The organism is Siccirubricoccus soli, from assembly GCF_024178315.1.
GTDB lineage: Bacteria > Pseudomonadota > Alphaproteobacteria > Acetobacterales > Acetobacteraceae > Siccirubricoccus > Siccirubricoccus soli.
On record NZ_JAMZIK010000093.1, the window covers coordinates 22218 to 37179 of the forward strand.

Annotated in this window: 13 protein-coding genes and 1 tRNA gene; 3 read left to right on the forward strand and 11 right to left on the reverse strand. The window is 69.6% G+C overall.

Annotated features, from left to right (window positions below; genetic code table 11):
• Positions 1-9 precede the first annotated feature (9 nt).
• Entirely contained in the window at positions 10-360 is a 351-nt protein-coding gene (locus tag NJ376_RS15155) for a hypothetical protein (protein ID WP_252954126.1), read from the forward strand.
• Positions 361-363: 3 nt separating this feature from the next.
• Complete coding sequence (locus tag NJ376_RS15160) at positions 364-1494, forward strand: CaiB/BaiF CoA transferase family protein (protein ID WP_252954127.1); 1131 nt, start codon at positions 364-366, stop codon at positions 1492-1494.
• A gap of 115 nt (positions 1495-1609) precedes the next feature.
• Here NJ376_RS15160 and NJ376_RS15165 read toward each other — a convergent pair whose 3' ends face one another.
• Both NJ376_RS15165 and NJ376_RS15170 read right to left on the reverse strand, forming a co-directional pair.
• The gene (locus tag NJ376_RS15165) at positions 1610-2899 is read right to left on the reverse strand and encodes a GGDEF domain-containing protein (RefSeq protein ID WP_252954128.1); all 1290 of its coding nucleotides are present in this window, start codon (positions 2897-2899) and stop codon (positions 1610-1612) included.
• 589 nt (positions 2900-3488) lie between these two features.
• Positions 3489-4373, reverse strand: a complete 885-nt coding sequence (locus NJ376_RS15170) for an N-formylglutamate amidohydrolase (RefSeq protein WP_252954129.1) — start codon at positions 4371-4373, stop codon at positions 3489-3491.
• A 139-nt stretch (positions 4374-4512) separates the two neighbouring features.
• On the opposite strand from NJ376_RS15170, the gene NJ376_RS15175 reads away from it, so the two are divergent.
• Positions 4513-4587 (forward strand) — tRNA-Val (locus tag NJ376_RS15175).
• Positions 4588-4779: 192 nt separating this feature from the next.
• On the opposite strand, the gene NJ376_RS15180 is transcribed toward NJ376_RS15175, so the two are convergent.
• From NJ376_RS15180 to NJ376_RS15220, 9 genes are all read right to left on the reverse strand, one after another.
• Entirely contained in the window at positions 4780-5928 is a 1149-nt protein-coding gene (locus tag NJ376_RS15180; protein WP_252954130.1) for a thiolase C-terminal domain-containing protein, read from the reverse strand.
• A complete protein-coding gene (locus NJ376_RS15185; RefSeq protein ID WP_252954131.1) occupies positions 5928-6344 on the reverse strand; it encodes a Zn-ribbon domain-containing OB-fold protein in 417 nt (138 codons plus the stop codon). Before NJ376_RS15185 ends, NJ376_RS15180 begins: the two co-directional genes overlap by 1 nt.
• A 195-nt stretch (positions 6345-6539) precedes the next feature.
• Entirely contained in the window at positions 6540-7415 is an 876-nt protein-coding gene (locus tag NJ376_RS15190) for an MBL fold metallo-hydrolase (RefSeq protein ID WP_252954132.1), read from the reverse strand.
• A gap of 41 nt (positions 7416-7456) precedes the next feature.
• On the reverse strand, positions 7457-9847 hold the full coding sequence (locus NJ376_RS15195) for a xanthine dehydrogenase family protein molybdopterin-binding subunit (protein ID WP_252954133.1): 2391 nt from the start codon (positions 9845-9847) through the stop codon (positions 7457-7459).
• Between the two features lie 163 nt (positions 9848-10010).
• Positions 10011-10883, reverse strand: coding sequence for a TauD/TfdA dioxygenase family protein (locus NJ376_RS15200; RefSeq protein WP_252954134.1), 873 nt, complete (start codon positions 10881-10883; stop codon positions 10011-10013).
• A gap of 77 nt (positions 10884-10960) precedes the next feature.
• A complete protein-coding gene (locus tag NJ376_RS15205) occupies positions 10961-12502 on the reverse strand; it encodes an MFS transporter (protein WP_252954135.1) in 1542 nt (513 codons plus the stop codon).
• Between the two features lie 240 nt (positions 12503-12742).
• A complete protein-coding gene (locus tag NJ376_RS15210; RefSeq protein ID WP_252954136.1) occupies positions 12743-13849 on the reverse strand; it encodes an HlyD family secretion protein in 1107 nt (368 codons plus the stop codon).
• A gap of 253 nt (positions 13850-14102) precedes the next feature.
• Positions 14103-14339: a transposase gene (locus NJ376_RS15215; protein WP_252954137.1), complete on the reverse strand. Its 237-nt coding sequence runs from the start codon at positions 14337-14339 to the stop codon at positions 14103-14105.
• Positions 14340-14658: 319 nt separating this feature from the next.
• Positions 14659-14962 (reverse strand): EAL domain-containing protein (locus NJ376_RS15220; RefSeq protein WP_252954138.1); only part of this gene is annotated, 304 nt, incomplete at its 5' end.

Consider the following 14962-nt stretch of genomic DNA (forward strand, 5'->3'; position numbering starts at 1 on the left):
GGCGGGGGGATGCGGGGCCTCCTGGCCCTGGCGGCATGCGCCCTTGCCGGCACCGCTCTGGCGCAGAGCGCCGACGCGCCCAATCGCGGCCTGCGCGTGCCGGAGCAGGGGGAGACGACCAATCGCGGCCTCCGGTTGCCGGACCAGGCGGAGCCGCCCGCCCGCGGCCTCCGCATGCCGGAAGCGGCGCCCGTGGCCGCCGCCCCGGCCGCGACCCGGGCCAGCGCCGCCGCCGGCGCACCCGTGATGACCGAGGCAGCGGCCGCCTGCCTCCTCCGCCACGGCGCCAAGGCGGCGGGCAACACCGAAGCCTGGCGGGATATCCGCCGCATCTGCAGCCTCTATCCGGGGATCCAATAGGCGATGGCCGGCAACCAGCCCCTCAAGGGCCTTCTCGTCGTCTCGATGGAGCAGGCCGTCGCGGCGCCTTACTGCGCCTCCCGCCTCGCCGATGCCGGCGCCCGCGTCATCAAGATCGAGCGGCCGGAGGGCGATTTCGCCCGGGCCTATGACGCGGTGGCCAAGGGCCAGTCCAGCTACTTCGTCTGGCTGAACCGCGGCAAGGAAAGTATCTGCCTCGACATCAAGAACCCCGAGGACAAGGCCCTCCTCTCCCGCCTCATCGCCAAGGCCGACGTCTTCATCCAGAATCTCGCCCCCGGCGCCATGCAGCGCGCCGGCTTCGGCTCGGCGGAGCTGCGGGAGAAGCATCCCCGCCTCATCACCCTCGACATCTCCGGCTATGGCGACGAGGGCGACTACGCCGCGATGAAGGCCTATGACCTGCTGGTGCAGGCGGAGACCGGCCTCGCCTATGTCACCGGCCGGGCCGAGGGACCGGGCCGCGTCGGCGTCTCCTGCTGCGACATCGCCTGCGGCATGTACAGCTACCAGGCGGTGCTGGAGGCGCTGCTGGAGCGCGGCATCACCGGCCGCGGCAAGGGCCTTGCCGTCTCCCTCTTCGACGGCATGGCGGATTGGATGACGGTGCCGCTGCTGCAATACGAGGGTACGGGGAAGAACCCGCCGCGCATCGGCCTCGCCCACCCCTCCATCTGTCCCTATGGCGCCTTCGAGACGAAGGATGGCTTCCCCGTCCTCATCGCCATCCAGAACGAGCGGGAATGGGCCAGCTTCTGCGCCCATTTCCTCGAAGAGCCCGACCTGCCGCAGAAGGAGGGCTTCCGGGTGAACAATGAGCGGGTGGCGCACCGGCCGATGGTCGATGCCCATATCGCCCGCATGTTCGCCAGCCTGACGCGGGAGGAATGCGCCGCGAAGCTCCGCCGCGCCAACACCGCCTATGGCTTCGTGAATGATTGCGAGGGGCTGCGCACCCATCCGGCGCTGCGCCGGGTGACGGTGGAGACGGAGAAGGGCCCGATCGCCATCGGCGCACCGCCGGCCCGCCTTTCCGACGGGCCGCGCCAGCTTGGCCCGGTGCCCGCCCTCGGCCAGCATTCGGCGGCCATCCGGGCGGAATTCGCCGCCTGAAGCCCGGGGGCCTCGCACGCCCTCCAGACCCCGACACAGCCTGCGCGCTGATGGATCACGGCGTGGTCCATCAGCGCGCAGGCTGCCGTTTCGTGTTCCGGGGCAGGAGAGCCGGTCAGGACGGCCTCACCCGGCCGGACGCCGTCCTCTCGGCGGAGCGCAACTCGCCGGCGCAGAGGCTGCGGTTCCGCCCACGCGCCTTGGCGACATAGAGCGCGGCATCCGCCTGCCGCAGCAGCGTCCCGAAATCCCGGCCATCGATGGGGAAGGCGGCGATGCCGATGCTGACCGTTACCTGCCGCTCCAGCCCCTCATGGCGCTCATCCTCCACCGCGCGGCGGATGCGTTCGGCCAGGATCAGGGCGCCCGGCTGCGCCTCTGCGCAGAGCAGCACGAATTCCTCGCCGCCATAGCGGAAGAGCTGATCTTCCGCGCGCTTCGCACGCCCGATCGTGCCGGCCACCGCCTGGATCACCCGATCGCCCTCGGGATGGCCGTGGCGGTCGTTGATCGCCTTGAAATGGTCGATGTCGATCATCATCAGGCTGGCCGGCCGGCCGATGGCCAGCGCAGCCTGCAGCATGGCCGGCCCCTTCGCCTCGAGCTGCCCGCGATCCTCGGCGCCGGTCAGCGGGTCCTTGCCGAACCGCGCCACCAGCTGCTCATAGCGGTGGCGGTAGGTGAGGCGGTCGAAGATGTCGGCCACGGCCTGGGGCGGGTCGCGCGGTTCGCTGCGCTCGCAGACGCGCAGGTAGAGGCCGAGGGCCAGGCTGAAGAAGGCCGAGGCCCCCATCTTGGCGATCCAGCCGCCCCAGAGCGCCGAGACCGGGACGCCGGAGATCAAATGCAGCCCCATGAAGAAGCTGAGCTGGTCGAAGCTGAGCACCAGTGCCAGGCTGAGGAAGATCCGCCCGAGCAGGGTGCGCGTCACCCAGACGCCGAGCCTTTCGTAGAGGATGACGATCGCCAGCAGGTCGATGTAGAGCAGGAAGGTGCCCCACAGCATCAGCAGGCCCATCTGGTCGAGGAAGCGCAGATCCGGGTTGTAGCCGGGCAGCGTCGCGGGATCGCCGTAGAAGCGGAGGATCAGCGCCAGCACCACCATGAGGACGTTGCCGTAGAGCAGGCCATAGACCGGCTGGCGCATGCTCTCCGCATCCTCCTTGATGTAGAGCAGCAGGAAGAAGGCCAGCTTGCCGGTGAACATCACGGTGGAGCCGGGGGAGATCAGCCCGAAGGGCAGTTCGATGAAGAAGACAGCGGCCAGGTAGGTCTCGAGGAAATGCATCGCGCCGAGGATGCAGTAGAAGACGCCGATGCCGATGGTCCTGCGGACGCGGAAGATGCCCGCCATCGCCACCAGATAGACAGCTGCCTGCACCAGCAGGATGAATGAACCGTACATAAGGCGTGCATGCCCCCAAGAGCGATCCGGATGCCGTTCCTACCCTGGCGACCGGACATCTTCGGCCGCGGCGCTTGGCCATCGCCGGCGAAGGCGGAATGACGGAACGATCCAGACCAGGCAGGCCTCTTAACAGGATCATTCCCGCGCGACCAAACAACCGCGACGATTTCCGACAGCGCCGTGGCCTGCCACTGCCTGGCGGCGGGACGCTGTCTCAGCCGCCCCAGTTGGCGGCAATGCGCTGTGGGAGCGGGAATGCGGCGTGGCCGGAGTGCGGCGGGCGGCCTCTCCCTGGCCGCGGGGGCAACGTAGGCCGTAGCCACGGCCCGCAACCTGCCGTAGCATCTCGCGAACATGCCGCAGCATGCTGAATTCAGTGAATTTCAGTCGCGGGGCTCGGCGATTTTGCTCCGGCTTATGCTGCGATGCAAAAATCCTCTTGCAGGGCCCGGCCTCGATCCTTAGATTGTGCATCGCAGCAACACGGCCTCGCCGGGTTGTCTGTCTTTCTTGGACGTTTCCTCCCTAAACTCGGCGGTGCCGCAAGGCACCGCCTTTTTTTCGCCCGGGCGGGAGGGAGAGGCGTTCAGCGCAGCAGGGTCCAGTCGGCTTCTGCCAGATGGCGGATCAGCCGCGTGAGATCGGACATCAGCCGCGCCATGCCAGGCAGACGCTCGATCCGCAGCTCATCCATGTAGAGCGGCCGCGCTACCTCGATCTGCAGCGCATGCACCCGCTCCCGTGGCCGGCCGTAATGCCGGGTGACGTAGCCGCCGGCATAGGGATCGTTGCGGCGGACCCGGTAGCCCATCTCCTGCAGCGCTTCCTCCGCCAGCCGCGTAGCGCGGGGGGCGCAGGCGGTGCCATGGGCGTCGCCCAGCACGAAATCCGGCGGGCTGGCGGCCTGGGCCGGATGGGTCGGCATGGAATGGCAGTCGATCAGCAGGCAGTAGCCGAACTCCGCCCGTGTCTCGGCGATCAGCGCCGCCAGCGCCGCGTGGTAGGGCTGCCAGAAGCGGCGGATACGGTCCTCCGCCTCGGCGAAGGTCAGCTTGTGGCGATAGACCGGCTCCCCCGTCGCCACCACCCGGGCGATGGTGCCGAGCCCGGCGCCGACCCGGGGGCTGGCGGTGTTCACCCAGGCCGGCAGCGGCCCGTCGAACATGTTCGGGTCCAACTCCCAGGGTTCCCGGTTCACGTCGCAGAAGACGCGGGGAAAGGTGGCGGCCAGCAAGGGCGCGCCGAATTGCGGGGCGGCGGCAAAGAGCTCGTCGACGAAGCCATCCTCGCTCTTGCGCAGCGCCACCGGATCCAGCCGGGCTGCGGCGACGAATTCCGGCGGGTAGCACCGGCCGGAATGCGGGGAGGCGAAGACCAGCGGCACGGTCTGCCGCGCCGGCCTCGTCAGCAGATAGGGCAGCGGGTCCGAGACCTCGGCCAGGGCGGGGGCGAAATCGGGGGGCAGATCCATATGCACCCCGGATGAAGCCACAGCCGCCGCCCGCTGTCACCCGTGGTGACGCACGCTGACCGAAATGGCAGGCCTGCTCCGCGCGAGCTCGGGCTTGCCTCTGCCGCCGCCCCAGGCTACACAGCCGGCCCCGGGCGATGGGCGCATAGCTCAGCGGGAGAGCACTACCTTGACACGGTAGGGGTCACAGGTTCAATCCCTGTTGCGCCCACCATTCGCCCCAGTTTTCCTCTGATTTCAGCGAGTTATGCAGGTGATGCCGCGCCGCTGCGTGGCTTGTGGCCCTGTGGCAACCCGCACGACCCGTTGTCCTGCCGCGGCCTCGCCGCGGCAGGCTGTGCGAGGCGCCGGCCGCCCGGCACCTCGGGCCCCACGACGGCGCACAGCGGCGTCGTGGGGATCGGGGTCACGGCCTCTCGTTCGAGAACACGATCGTCCCGCTGGCGCTGAACATGCCACCGACGCCGTGGCAGACGGAGATCTTCGCGCCCGGGATCTGCGCCGGCGCGGTGCCGCGCATCTGCCGCACGCTCTCCTGCAGGGCGAACATGCCGTACATGCCGGTATGGGTGTAGGACAGCCCGCCGCCATTGGTGTTCACCGGCAGCTTGCCGCCCGGACGGGTGTTGCCCTCGCGGATGAAGTCCTTCGCCTCGCCGCGCTTGACGAAGCCGAGATCCTCCAGCCCGTACATCGGCAGGTGCGCGAAGGCATCGTAGATCATCAGGTGATCCACGTCCTTGCGGTCGATCCCCGCCGCCTCGATCGCCGTCGGCCCCGCGACGCGGAAGGCGGAGGAGGAGGTGAAGTCCTTCATCTGGGAGACCATGTTGGTTTCCACCGACTCACCGGTGCCGAGGATGTAGACCGGCTTGGTCGGGAAGTCCTTCGCCCGGTCGCTCTTCGTCAGGATCAGCGCGCCACCGCCATCCGTCACCAGGCAGCACTGCAGGATGCGGAAGGGGTAGGCGATCATCCGGCTGTTCAGCACGTCATCGACCGTGATCGGGTCACGGAACATGGCGCGCGGATTCTTCCCCGCCCATTCCCGGGTGACGACGGAGACCATCGCCAGGTCCTCATGCGTCACGCCATAGGTCTTCATGTAGCGCAGCACGGGGATGGGGAAGAGCGTCGGCGGGCCGAAGGGACCGAAGGGGATCTCGAACTGCCCGTTCAGGCTTTCCGGCTCCGGCGGCCGCGGCGTGGCGTTGATGCGGGACTTGCCGCTTTCGCCATGGGTAATCAGGATGGTGTTGGCATAGCCGGCATGGATGGCCGCCGCCGCGTGGCGGACATGCAGCATGAAGGAACAGCCGCCGACGCCGGTGCCATCCACCCATTTCGGCGTGATGCCGAGGTAATGCGCGATCTGCTGCGGCATCATCGGGCCGACGCAGGCGACGCCGTCGATGTCGGAGGGTTTGAGGCCCGTCTCCGCCATGGCATTCAGCGCCGCATCCGCATGCAGCATGATCTGGGACATCTCGGGCACCGCGCCGATCCGGGTGGATTCGGCGGCACCGACGATGGCGATCTCTCCGCGGCCGAGCATCACTTGCCCTCCTTCACGGGGCGGAAGAAGGGCAGGCTGATCTCCTCATCCATCGCCTCGAACACCACTTCCAGGGGCATGTCGAGCACGAGGGCCTCGGGCGTCTGCTCGCACTCCACGATGTTGGTCATCATGCGCGGCCCTTCCTCCAGCTCCACCACCGCGATGGCGTAGGGCGGGGTGAAGCCGGGCACGGGCCGGTGGTGGATGACGTAGCTGTGGAGAGTCGCACGGCCAGAGGCCTGGAAGATCTCCACATTGCGGGTGCCGGTGTAGGGGCTGAAGGGGCGCGGCGGGAAATACGCCTTGCCCGTATCGCCACAGCGCTGGAGGAGAAGCTTGCCCTCCTTGGCGCCGTCCCAGAAATGCTTGGTCTCCGGCGTGGGTTTGGGCTTGGGCCGGCCTGGCGCGATCATCCGCGTTCCTCCTTGGGTCTCAGAGGCGCGGAGACTGTCACGGATCAGCGCGGCGGCCAATTGGCTCCTGGCCCGGAAGCCGTCGCAGGCGCTGCCCATTGCCCTGCCATGGCTTTGCCACGGCAGGCTGTGCGAGCGACCGGCCGCTCAGGGAATGCCGGGGCCCATGGCGTTGCGCAGCAAGGTCACGGGCACTCACATCGCCGGATACCAGCCGTCATGGATCAGGGTGTAACCGCCCTGGCGCTTCGCCAGGTGCAGGAGGCCGGGGAAATGCATGTGCATGCCGGCCACCGCCAGCCCATCCGTCGCCACCATATCGAAGATCCGGGCGCGGGTCGCCGCGGCCTGCACCGGGTCCACGTCGAAGGCCATGGTCACTTCGGGATGCTGAATCTGGATTTCCGGCAGGTGGATGATGTCGCCCCAGATGAAAAGCTGCTGGTTGCCGGAAGCGATGACATAGCCGGTATGGCCCGGGGTGTGGCCTGGCAGGGGCATGGCGGTGACGCCGGGGAAGACCTCGCCGCCGGTGAAGGTGCGGGTGCGATCGGCATAGGGCGCCACCTGGTCGCGGGAGGCCTGGAAATTGCGCTGCCGCCCCACCTCGTCGGACTTGGCCATCTGCACGTCGTCGTGCCAATGGGCCAGCTCCTGCGCATGCATCACCAGCTCGGCGTTGGGGAACAGGCGCTTGCCGTCCTTGCTCAGCCCGTTGGAATGGTCCGGGTGCATATGGGTCAGCAGGACCGTGTCGATCTCCTCCGGCGCCACGCCGGCGGCGGCGAGGTTGGCGAAGAGCTTGCCGCCGGTCGGCGACATCGCCGTGCCGCAGCCGGTATCCACCAGCGCCACGCGGTCCCCGCTGCGGATGAGGAAGGTGTTCACCGCGGTGCGGCGCGGCACCGGCCGGTAGGCTCCCTGGAGGATACGCACCGCATCCTCCGGCGCGATGTTCTGGATGACGGCCATGGAGCCGTCGAGGAAGCCGTCGCTGACGCTGGTGACGGTGATGTCGCCGACCTTGCGATGATGGATCGCCGGCACCTGGGCTTCGGGATGCTTGGCCATGACGCTTCCTCGGAATAAGCAGCTGTGGCGGCCAGGGTAGATCAGGCGCCCGGCGCTTGCCAGACGGGCGCCGCCGTCCCGTCCGCCGCGCGGATCGCCTGCCACACCCGCTCCGGTGTCGCCGGCATCTCGATATCCCGCACGCCGAGCGGGTGCAGCGCATCCACCACCGCGCTCAGCAGCGCCGGCAGGGCGCCGACCGTCCCCGCCTCCCCCGCCCCCTTCACGCCGAGCGGGTTGGTCGCGGTCGGCACCGGGTTGCTGATCACCTCCATGAAGCAGAGATCGCCGGCCCGCGGCATCGGGTAGTCCTGGAAGCTCGCCGTCAGGATCTGGCCGTCCGAATCGTAGCGGATCGCCTCGCCGAAGACCTGGCCGAAGCCCTGGGCGATGCCGCCATGGATCTGCCCCTTCACCAGCAACGGGTTGATCACCGTGCCGACATCGTCCACCACCACGTAGCGCAGCAGCGCCGTCTCGCCCGTCTCCGGGTCGATCTCCACCTCGCAGACATGGCAGCCATTGGGGAAGGTGGCGTCGCCCGGGCGGGTGACGAGCAAGGCGGCGAGGCCCAGCTCCTCGCCCATCGGCAGCGCGCCCGGCACGTAGCTCCGCTTCGCCAGCGCCTCGATGCCGATGCCGTGGTCGGTGCCCGCCACGCGGAAGATGCCTCCCTTCTCTGCCGAAACGTCGAATTCGATGTCCGCCTCGTCCGCTTCGAGGAAGTGCGCGGCGATCTTCCTGCCGCGCTCGATGATCTTCGCCGCCGCCCCCACCAGCGCGCCGCCCGCCGCCATCATGGAGCGGGAACCGATGGTGCCGCGGCCATGGGTGACGAGGTCGGTATCGCCGCAGACCACGCGAAGGCGCTCCGGCGGGATGCCGAGCTTCTCCGCGGCGATCTGGCGGAACACCGTCTCATGCCCCTGGCCGTGATTGTGGCTCCCCATCAGCAGGGTGGCGCTGCCGCCGGAATCGAAGCGGATCTCCGCAGCTTCCTCCATGGGTCCGCGGTGCGGCCCGCCGGCGCTCTCCACGGCATTGGCCAGGCCCAGGCCGCGCAGCCTGCCGCGCGAAGCCGAGTCCGCGCGCCGCGCCGCGAAGCCTGCCCAATCGACGGCCTCCAGCGCCAGCGCTTGGTTCCTCGGGAAATCGCCGCTGTCATAGGTGTAGTCGAGGCCGGTACGGAAGGGCATCGCCTCGGGCGGAATCATGTTGCGGCGGCGCAGCTCGGCCCGGTCGATACCCGTGGCATCGGCTGCGAGGTCGATGCAGCGCTCGATGGCGAAGATCGCCTCCGGCCGTCCGGCGCCGCGATAGGGCGCGGTGGGCTGGGTATGGGTGAAGATGCCGCGCACCTCCGTGCAGATGGCCGGCGTGCGATAGACGCCGGCGAGGCCGCCGACATTGTTGGTGGAGGAGACCGGCCCCTGCCAGGCGAGATAGGCGCCGAGATTGCACAGCGTCCGCACCCGGAAGGCGAGGAAATTCCCCTCGGCGTCCAGTGCCAGCTCGGCAGTGGAGAGATTGTCCCGCGCATGGCTGTCGCTGAGGAAGCTTTCCGTCCGTGTCGCCGTCCAGCGCACCGGCCGGCCGAGCAGCTTCGCGGCGTGCAGGCAGAGGACATATTCCTGGAAGGGGCTCTCCTTCATGCCGAAGCCGCCGCCGACATCGGGCGAGATGATGCGCAGCCGGTTGGACGGGATGTTGAGGGCGAATTCGGCGATCTCGTTCCGCATCACATGCGGCAACTGGGTGCCGGTGACGAGGGTGTAGCGCTCCTCCATCGGGTCGTAGGTCGCCAGCGCGTTGCGCGGCTCCATCGGGTTGGCGGAGACGCGGGTGATGCGGAATTCATGGCGGATGACATGGGCGGCACGGGCGAAGCCGGCCTCCACCGCGGCGGCATCGCCGAGGCGGAAGAGGAAGCTCTCATTGTCCGGCGCAAGGTCGGGCCAGACCGCGGGAGCGCCCGGGCGCACCGCCTCGGCGATGTCCGTCACCGCCGGCAGTGGCGCATACTCCACCTGGATCGCCTCTGCCGCATCCTGCGCGGCGGCGCGGCTCTCCGCCACTACGGCGGCGACGGCATCGCCGACATAGCGGACCTGATCGCCGGCCAGCATGCGCCAGGGCGTCTGGGCGATGGGCCTGCCGTCCCGCCGGTGGCGCGGCGTGACGCAACGGAGCACGCCGAGCTCCGCAATCTCCGCCGCCGTCAGCACCAGCAGCACGCCGGGCATGGCGCGCGCGGCATCGGCATCGATGCCGGTGATCCGCGCCGCCGCATGGGGCGAGCGCAGTACCACCAGATACGCCGCGCCGAAGGCGGCGTGGTCATCCACGAAGCGCCCGGCGCCGCGCAGGAAGCGGCCATCCTCCACTCGGCGCATGGGCGTGCCGATCCTGATGCCGAGCCCCGCTGGCTGCATCCCGCCCCTCCCTGTCCCCGTATTGGCCGCGTTCCGCGGCGTTGTTGCCGGGCCGCCCGTTGCCCCGAAGCGGCTTCGCCGCTTCAGGCTGTGCGACGCCCCGCCAGCACAGCGCCGCAGGGGCCCCTGCGGCGTCGCGCAGCGACGTCGCGGGGAATAAATATCAGTAGGGCGTGTCGCCGCAGACGGTGACGCGGTGCATGATGCGCGTCTCGGCCGGGTAGTCGTTGATCGCGAAATGCATGGTGCAGCGATTGTCCCAGAAGGCCAGCGAGCCGCTGTTCCAGCGGAAGCGGCAGGTGAATTCCGGCCGGGTCGCATGCTGCATCAGGAAATCGATCAACGGCCGGCTCTCCGCTTCCGTCATGTCCTCGAACTTGAACAGATGCCCGCCGACGTAGAGCGCCTTGCGCCCGGTCTCCGGATGCGTCCGCACCAGCGGATGGGTGGAGATGGTCTGCACATCGCCCGGGTCGCGCGTCTTCATGGACAGCTTGCCGGCGTAGTATTGCTCGCGCGTCTGGCCGTCATGGCCGCTGAGATTGTTGCCGCGGTAGACGCCCTTCACCCCCGCCAGCATCTGCTTCATGCCGGGCGAGAGCGCCTCATAGGCGGCGTAGAGGTTGGTGAAGAGCGTGTCGCCGCCGGCCGAGGGGATCTCCACGCCGTAGAGGATGGTGCCCATGGCGGGCTTGGCGGTGAAGGCCTGGTCGGAATGCCATTCGCCGCCGAAATTCTTCTTATCCGCCGGAGTCTTCTTGATCTCCAGCACCTCCGGGTAATCCTCCATCCCCTGCATGAAGGGGTGCAGGTGGATGTCCCCCCAGCGCCGGGCGAAGGCGAGCTGGCGCGCCGGGGTGAGCTTCTGGTCGCGGAAGAAGATGACGAGGTTGTCGAGCAGCGCTCGGCGGATCTCGCCCATCACCTCCTCGGACAGGTCCCGCGACAGGTCCACACCGGTCACCTCGGCGCCGAGCGTGCCGGCGATGGGGCTCACCTCCAGGTGGCGATAGGCGCTGTTGCGCAGCTCGGACATTTGCCTCTCCCTTAAGGCTGGCTGGTCAGCCGACCGTCCGGGGATGATGCGCCGAGGCCGGCGGCCTGGGAAGGCCCCTACATCCGCCGGTGGGGGGCATGGGTCAGGGAGAGCAGCAGCAGGGCCGCCACGCCGAGCCAGGCCACCAGCCAGAAGGCGTCGATATTGGACTGCACCGTCGCCTCCTGCCGCACCAGATTGGCCAGGGCCGTCAGCGCCCGCCCCTCCGCATCCGCCCCGGCGCCGCCGAGCCGCGCCTGGAAGCCCTGCAGCACCTGGGCCACCAGCAGGTTGTCGCTGCCGACATGCAGGCCGATGAGATTGGAGGCGAGCTGTTCCCGCAGCCGCAGCCAGGTGGCGATGGTGGCCGCCCCGGCCTCGATGCCCAGCAGGCGCCAGATCTGCAGCCAGCCGGAAATCGTCCCGGCTTCCGAAACATCCCGGATGTTGCCGATGACGAAGACGAGGCTGGAGGTGATGCCGAGGCATTGCCCGACCGCCTGCAACGCCTGGCCGGGCAGGAAATCGGGTGCCGCCCAGTCATGCGTCAGCCCGGTCTGCATCCAGGCCGAGAGGCCGAGGCAGGCCAGGCCGGCGCCGAGCGTCAAACGCGGATCGACCCGGCGCAGCAGCCAGACCGTCACCGGCAGCAGCACGAGCTGCGGCAGCGCCACCCAGATCAGCGCATCCCCCACCTGGATGGCGCGCAGCCCGTGCACTGTCTGCAGGTAGTTCGGCAGCACGACAAGGCTCGGCGTGGTGGCGGTGCCGAACAGTGCCAGGATGCCGCCGACGATCAGGATGTTGCGCCGGCGGATGACGGTGAGCTGCAGCCAGGAGGCCTGCACCAGCGCCATGCGCAGCACGAAGCCGAGGATCAGCACCCCGCCCCCCGCCAGGCAGCCGAGCACGGTGCCGGAGCGCAGCCAGTCCAGCCGGTTGCCCTGATCAAGCCCGGCATAGACCAGGGCGAGGCCGGCGCCGAGGAGCAGCGGCCCGCCCCAATCCGTCTGCCGCAGCGCCTCCCGATTCACCGGCGGCAGGGCCATGCCGAAATGGGCGAGGACCAGCATGACGAGGGCGAGCGGCAGGTTCTGCCAGATGATCCATTCCCAGGCCCCCGCATCGCTCCAGAAGCCTTCCAGCGAGGCGGCCATATGGCCGGCGACGATGTTGTCGAAGCCATAGGCGGCCAGGCCCCAGATGACGGTGCGCGGCGGCAGCGCCTGCAACACGAAGGTGAGGCAGGCCGGCAGGAAGGTGCCGACTGCCAGGCCGCGCAGCCCCTGCACCGCCAGGATGGCGGGCGGGTTGGAGAGCAGCGGCAGGATCGCGGAGGCGAGGATGAAGCCAAGGATGCTCGGCATCAGGATGCGTCGGGCCCCGATGGCGCGGGCGACATAGGCGGTGGCGGGCGCCACCAGCAGCTGCGGCGCGGAGAAGAGAGTGGTGAGCCAGGCGCCCTCATCGAAGGTCAGGCCGAGCCCGCCGCGCAGATCGGCCAAGCCGAAGCTGGTCAGGCGGGTGTTCAGCGCGGAGAGGAAGGCGCCGAGCAGCACCGCCGCCACGCCGAGGGCCGGGTGCGGGGAGCGCAGCAGCGCGGCGTGGGAGTCAGACATGGAGGTGCGCCGGGCGCGCGATGGGGGCTCCGCCCCCAGGCCCCCGGCAGGGACTCTGCCCCGTCAAACGCATGCGTTCGATCCCGCGGAGGGGAAGGCTTCCCCCCGGATCCCGCCGGGAGTCCGCTGATTGAACCCGCGCGCCGATAAACTCGGACCGGGGTCCGGGGCCAGGTTCTGACCCCGGCGGGAGTGCAGCGGGCAGCGCCCTCTGCCAGGGGCCTGGGGGTAGAGCCCCCATCACTGCCTCTCCGCCGTATCGACCGTCGCCACTACGGACATCCCCGGCCGCAGCAGCGCCGCGCGCGGCTCCTCGCCCAGGTCCAGCCCGATCCGCACCGGGATCCGCTGCACCACCTTGGTGAAATTGCCCGTGGCGTTGTCCGGCGGCAGCAACGAGAACTGCGCCCCGGAGGCGGGCGACCAGGCCTGCACCCGGCCGTGCAGCACCAGGCCCGGGAAGGCATCCACCGTCACCCGTGCCGGCTGGCCCTCCCGCACATTGGTCATCTGCGTCTCGCGGTAATTGGCGACCACCCAGAGCCGCGGCAGCGGCACCAGCGTGTTCACCGAGGTGCCGACGCCGACATACTGTCCGGGCCGCACCTGCCGCTGCCCCAACCGCCCTGCCTCCGGCGCCGCGATCCGCGTATAGCCGAGGTTGATCCGCGCCAGGTTCAGCGCGGCGCGCTGCCCCTCCAGCGTCGCCTCCTGCTGGCGGAGCTGGGCGTCCAGCACGCCGAGCTGGCGCCGCGCCGCCTCCGCCTGGGCGGTCAGCGCGGCGAGTTGCGCGCTGCCCTGCACCGCAGTCGCATCCGCCACCTCGACGAGCTGGCGGGTGCCGGCGATGCCGGTGGAGAGCAAAGCGCGCTGCCGGTCCGCCTCCAGCCGGTAGCGATGCACCTGGGCCACCTGCCCTTCCACCGCGGCGTCGGCGGCGTGGACGGTGCTTTCCTGCAGGGCGCGCTGGGCGCGCAGCACCTCCAGCGCCGCGGCGGCGCTCGCCACCCCGGCCTCGGCCTGGGCAAGCTGGGCGCGGTAGTCGTCATCCACCAGCTCCACCAGGGTCTGGCCGGCTTCCACCCGCTGGAAATCCTGCACCGGCACGGCGCGGACATAGCCGGCGACGCGGGCGGCGATCGGGGTGAGGTCGGAGGCCAGATAGGCGTCGTCCGTGCGTTGCAGCCGGGCATCGCCGACCCACAGATCCCAGCGGGTGACGAAGAGAGCGACGAGCCCGGCGGCCAGCAGCAGCAGGACGAGGGGGATCAGCAGGCCGCGCCAGCCCGCGCCGGAAGGCGGGGCAGCCAGCGTGGGCGGCGGGGCGCTCGGGGTGGCATCCGGCATGGCGGCAGAACCGATGTTGTGGCACGACTGTGCGGCAAGCCGTGCCAGCGGCCAAGGCTTACGAGAGGCGCGCCGCCATGCGGCGGGCGAGGGGTTCCGATCCGGTACCCGCGGCCGGCGCCGCCTTGCTTGCCGTCGATACTGGAGAGCGGCCTGCCGGCCTTGCAGCGCGTCGTCGCGGCGTCGGCGGCAGCGCGGGGGCCGGCCGCGTTCAAGATCACCTAGGCCCGCACCTCCGGCTCGCGCGTGGCGATCACCTCCAGGCAGCGCTCCAGACAGGCGCGGAAATCTCGCCGGTCATCGGCCCGTCAAGCACGAGCGGCGCGACGAAGCTGGGGTGCCGCAGGCCGACGACGAAAGTGGTGGTGCGCCAATGACCGTGTGGCGCGGCATCCACCAGGCGCTCGCCCCGTGGCCCCCAACCATAGCGGCGCACCATGTTCGTGCTTGCCCTGGTCTCGTCGAGGGGGACGAAGCGGGTCGGGTCCATGTCGCGCTGCCACACACGCCAGCGGCGACGCTCGGCGGCGATGTCAGGCCGGTCCTGCTCAGCCGCCCTCAGCGACTTTTCCGTGCCGCAGGTCGAGCCGCCGCAACGGCGCCCAGATCGTGGTCAACGAGCCGGTCCGGATCCCGCGCCCCGTCAGCTCCGCCTGGATCTCCGTCAAGGCGATGCCCGGCTTGGCCGTGCTCAGATCGCGCAGCAGGTCCTCATGGTCGGCCAGCAGCGGCTTGCGAAGAGCACCACGTCCTTCCGCAGCGCCCTCCGCTTCGTTCCCGCAGCCGAGTGGCTTCGGTGCTCACGGACCCTACCCGCCCCTGAATTTCTCGATCACCGAGGCGACCTCGGCGCGGCCGATGGGCCGCCCGAACAGGTAGCCCTGGCCCTCATTGTATCCGTTGGCCAGGACGACATCCAACTGCTCGGCGGTCTCGATCCCCTCTGCCGTGGTGGTGATGCTCAGGCCAGAGGCAAGGCCAGCCACCGCGCGCACGATGGCCTCGCATTCCGGCCGTTCCGACAGATCACGGACAAAGGACCGGTCGAGCTTGATCTTGTCGAAGGAGAAGCTCCGGAGATAGCTGAGCGAGGAATACCCGGTGCCGAAATCA

What these genes read in the sequence shown, in the direction of transcription:
- NJ376_RS15155 (WP_252954126.1), top strand. Translation starts at nt 10, where the DNA reads ATGCGGGGCCTCCTGGCCCTGGCGGCATGCGCCCTTGCCGGCACCGCT.
- NJ376_RS15160 (WP_252954127.1), top strand. Translation starts at nt 364, where the DNA reads ATGGCCGGCAACCAGCCCCTCAAGGGCCTTCTCGTCGTCTCGATGGAG.
- NJ376_RS15165 (WP_252954128.1), bottom strand. Translation starts at nt 2,899, where the DNA reads ATGTACGGTTCATTCATCCTGCTGGTGCAGGCAGCTGTCTATCTGGTG.
- NJ376_RS15170 (WP_252954129.1), bottom strand. Translation starts at nt 4,373, where the DNA reads ATGGATCTGCCCCCCGATTTCGCCCCCGCCCTGGCCGAGGTCTCGGAC.
- NJ376_RS15180 (WP_252954130.1), bottom strand. Translation starts at nt 5,928, where the DNA reads ATGCTCGGCCGCGGAGAGATCGCCATCGTCGGTGCCGCCGAATCCACC.
- NJ376_RS15185 (WP_252954131.1), bottom strand. Translation starts at nt 6,344, where the DNA reads ATGATCGCGCCAGGCCGGCCCAAGCCCAAACCCACGCCGGAGACCAAG.
- NJ376_RS15190 (WP_252954132.1), bottom strand. Translation starts at nt 7,415, where the DNA reads ATGGCCAAGCATCCCGAAGCCCAGGTGCCGGCGATCCATCATCGCAAG.
- NJ376_RS15195 (WP_252954133.1), bottom strand. Translation starts at nt 9,847, where the DNA reads ATGCAGCCAGCGGGGCTCGGCATCAGGATCGGCACGCCCATGCGCCGA.
- NJ376_RS15200 (WP_252954134.1), bottom strand. Translation starts at nt 10,883, where the DNA reads ATGTCCGAGCTGCGCAACAGCGCCTATCGCCACCTGGAGGTGAGCCCC.
- NJ376_RS15205 (WP_252954135.1), bottom strand. Translation starts at nt 12,502, where the DNA reads ATGTCTGACTCCCACGCCGCGCTGCTGCGCTCCCCGCACCCGGCCCTC.
- NJ376_RS15210 (WP_252954136.1), bottom strand. Translation starts at nt 13,849, where the DNA reads ATGCCGGATGCCACCCCGAGCGCCCCGCCGCCCACGCTGGCTGCCCCG.
- NJ376_RS15215 (WP_252954137.1), bottom strand. Translation starts at nt 14,339, where the DNA reads ATGGACCCGACCCGCTTCGTCCCCCTCGACGAGACCAGGGCAAGCACG.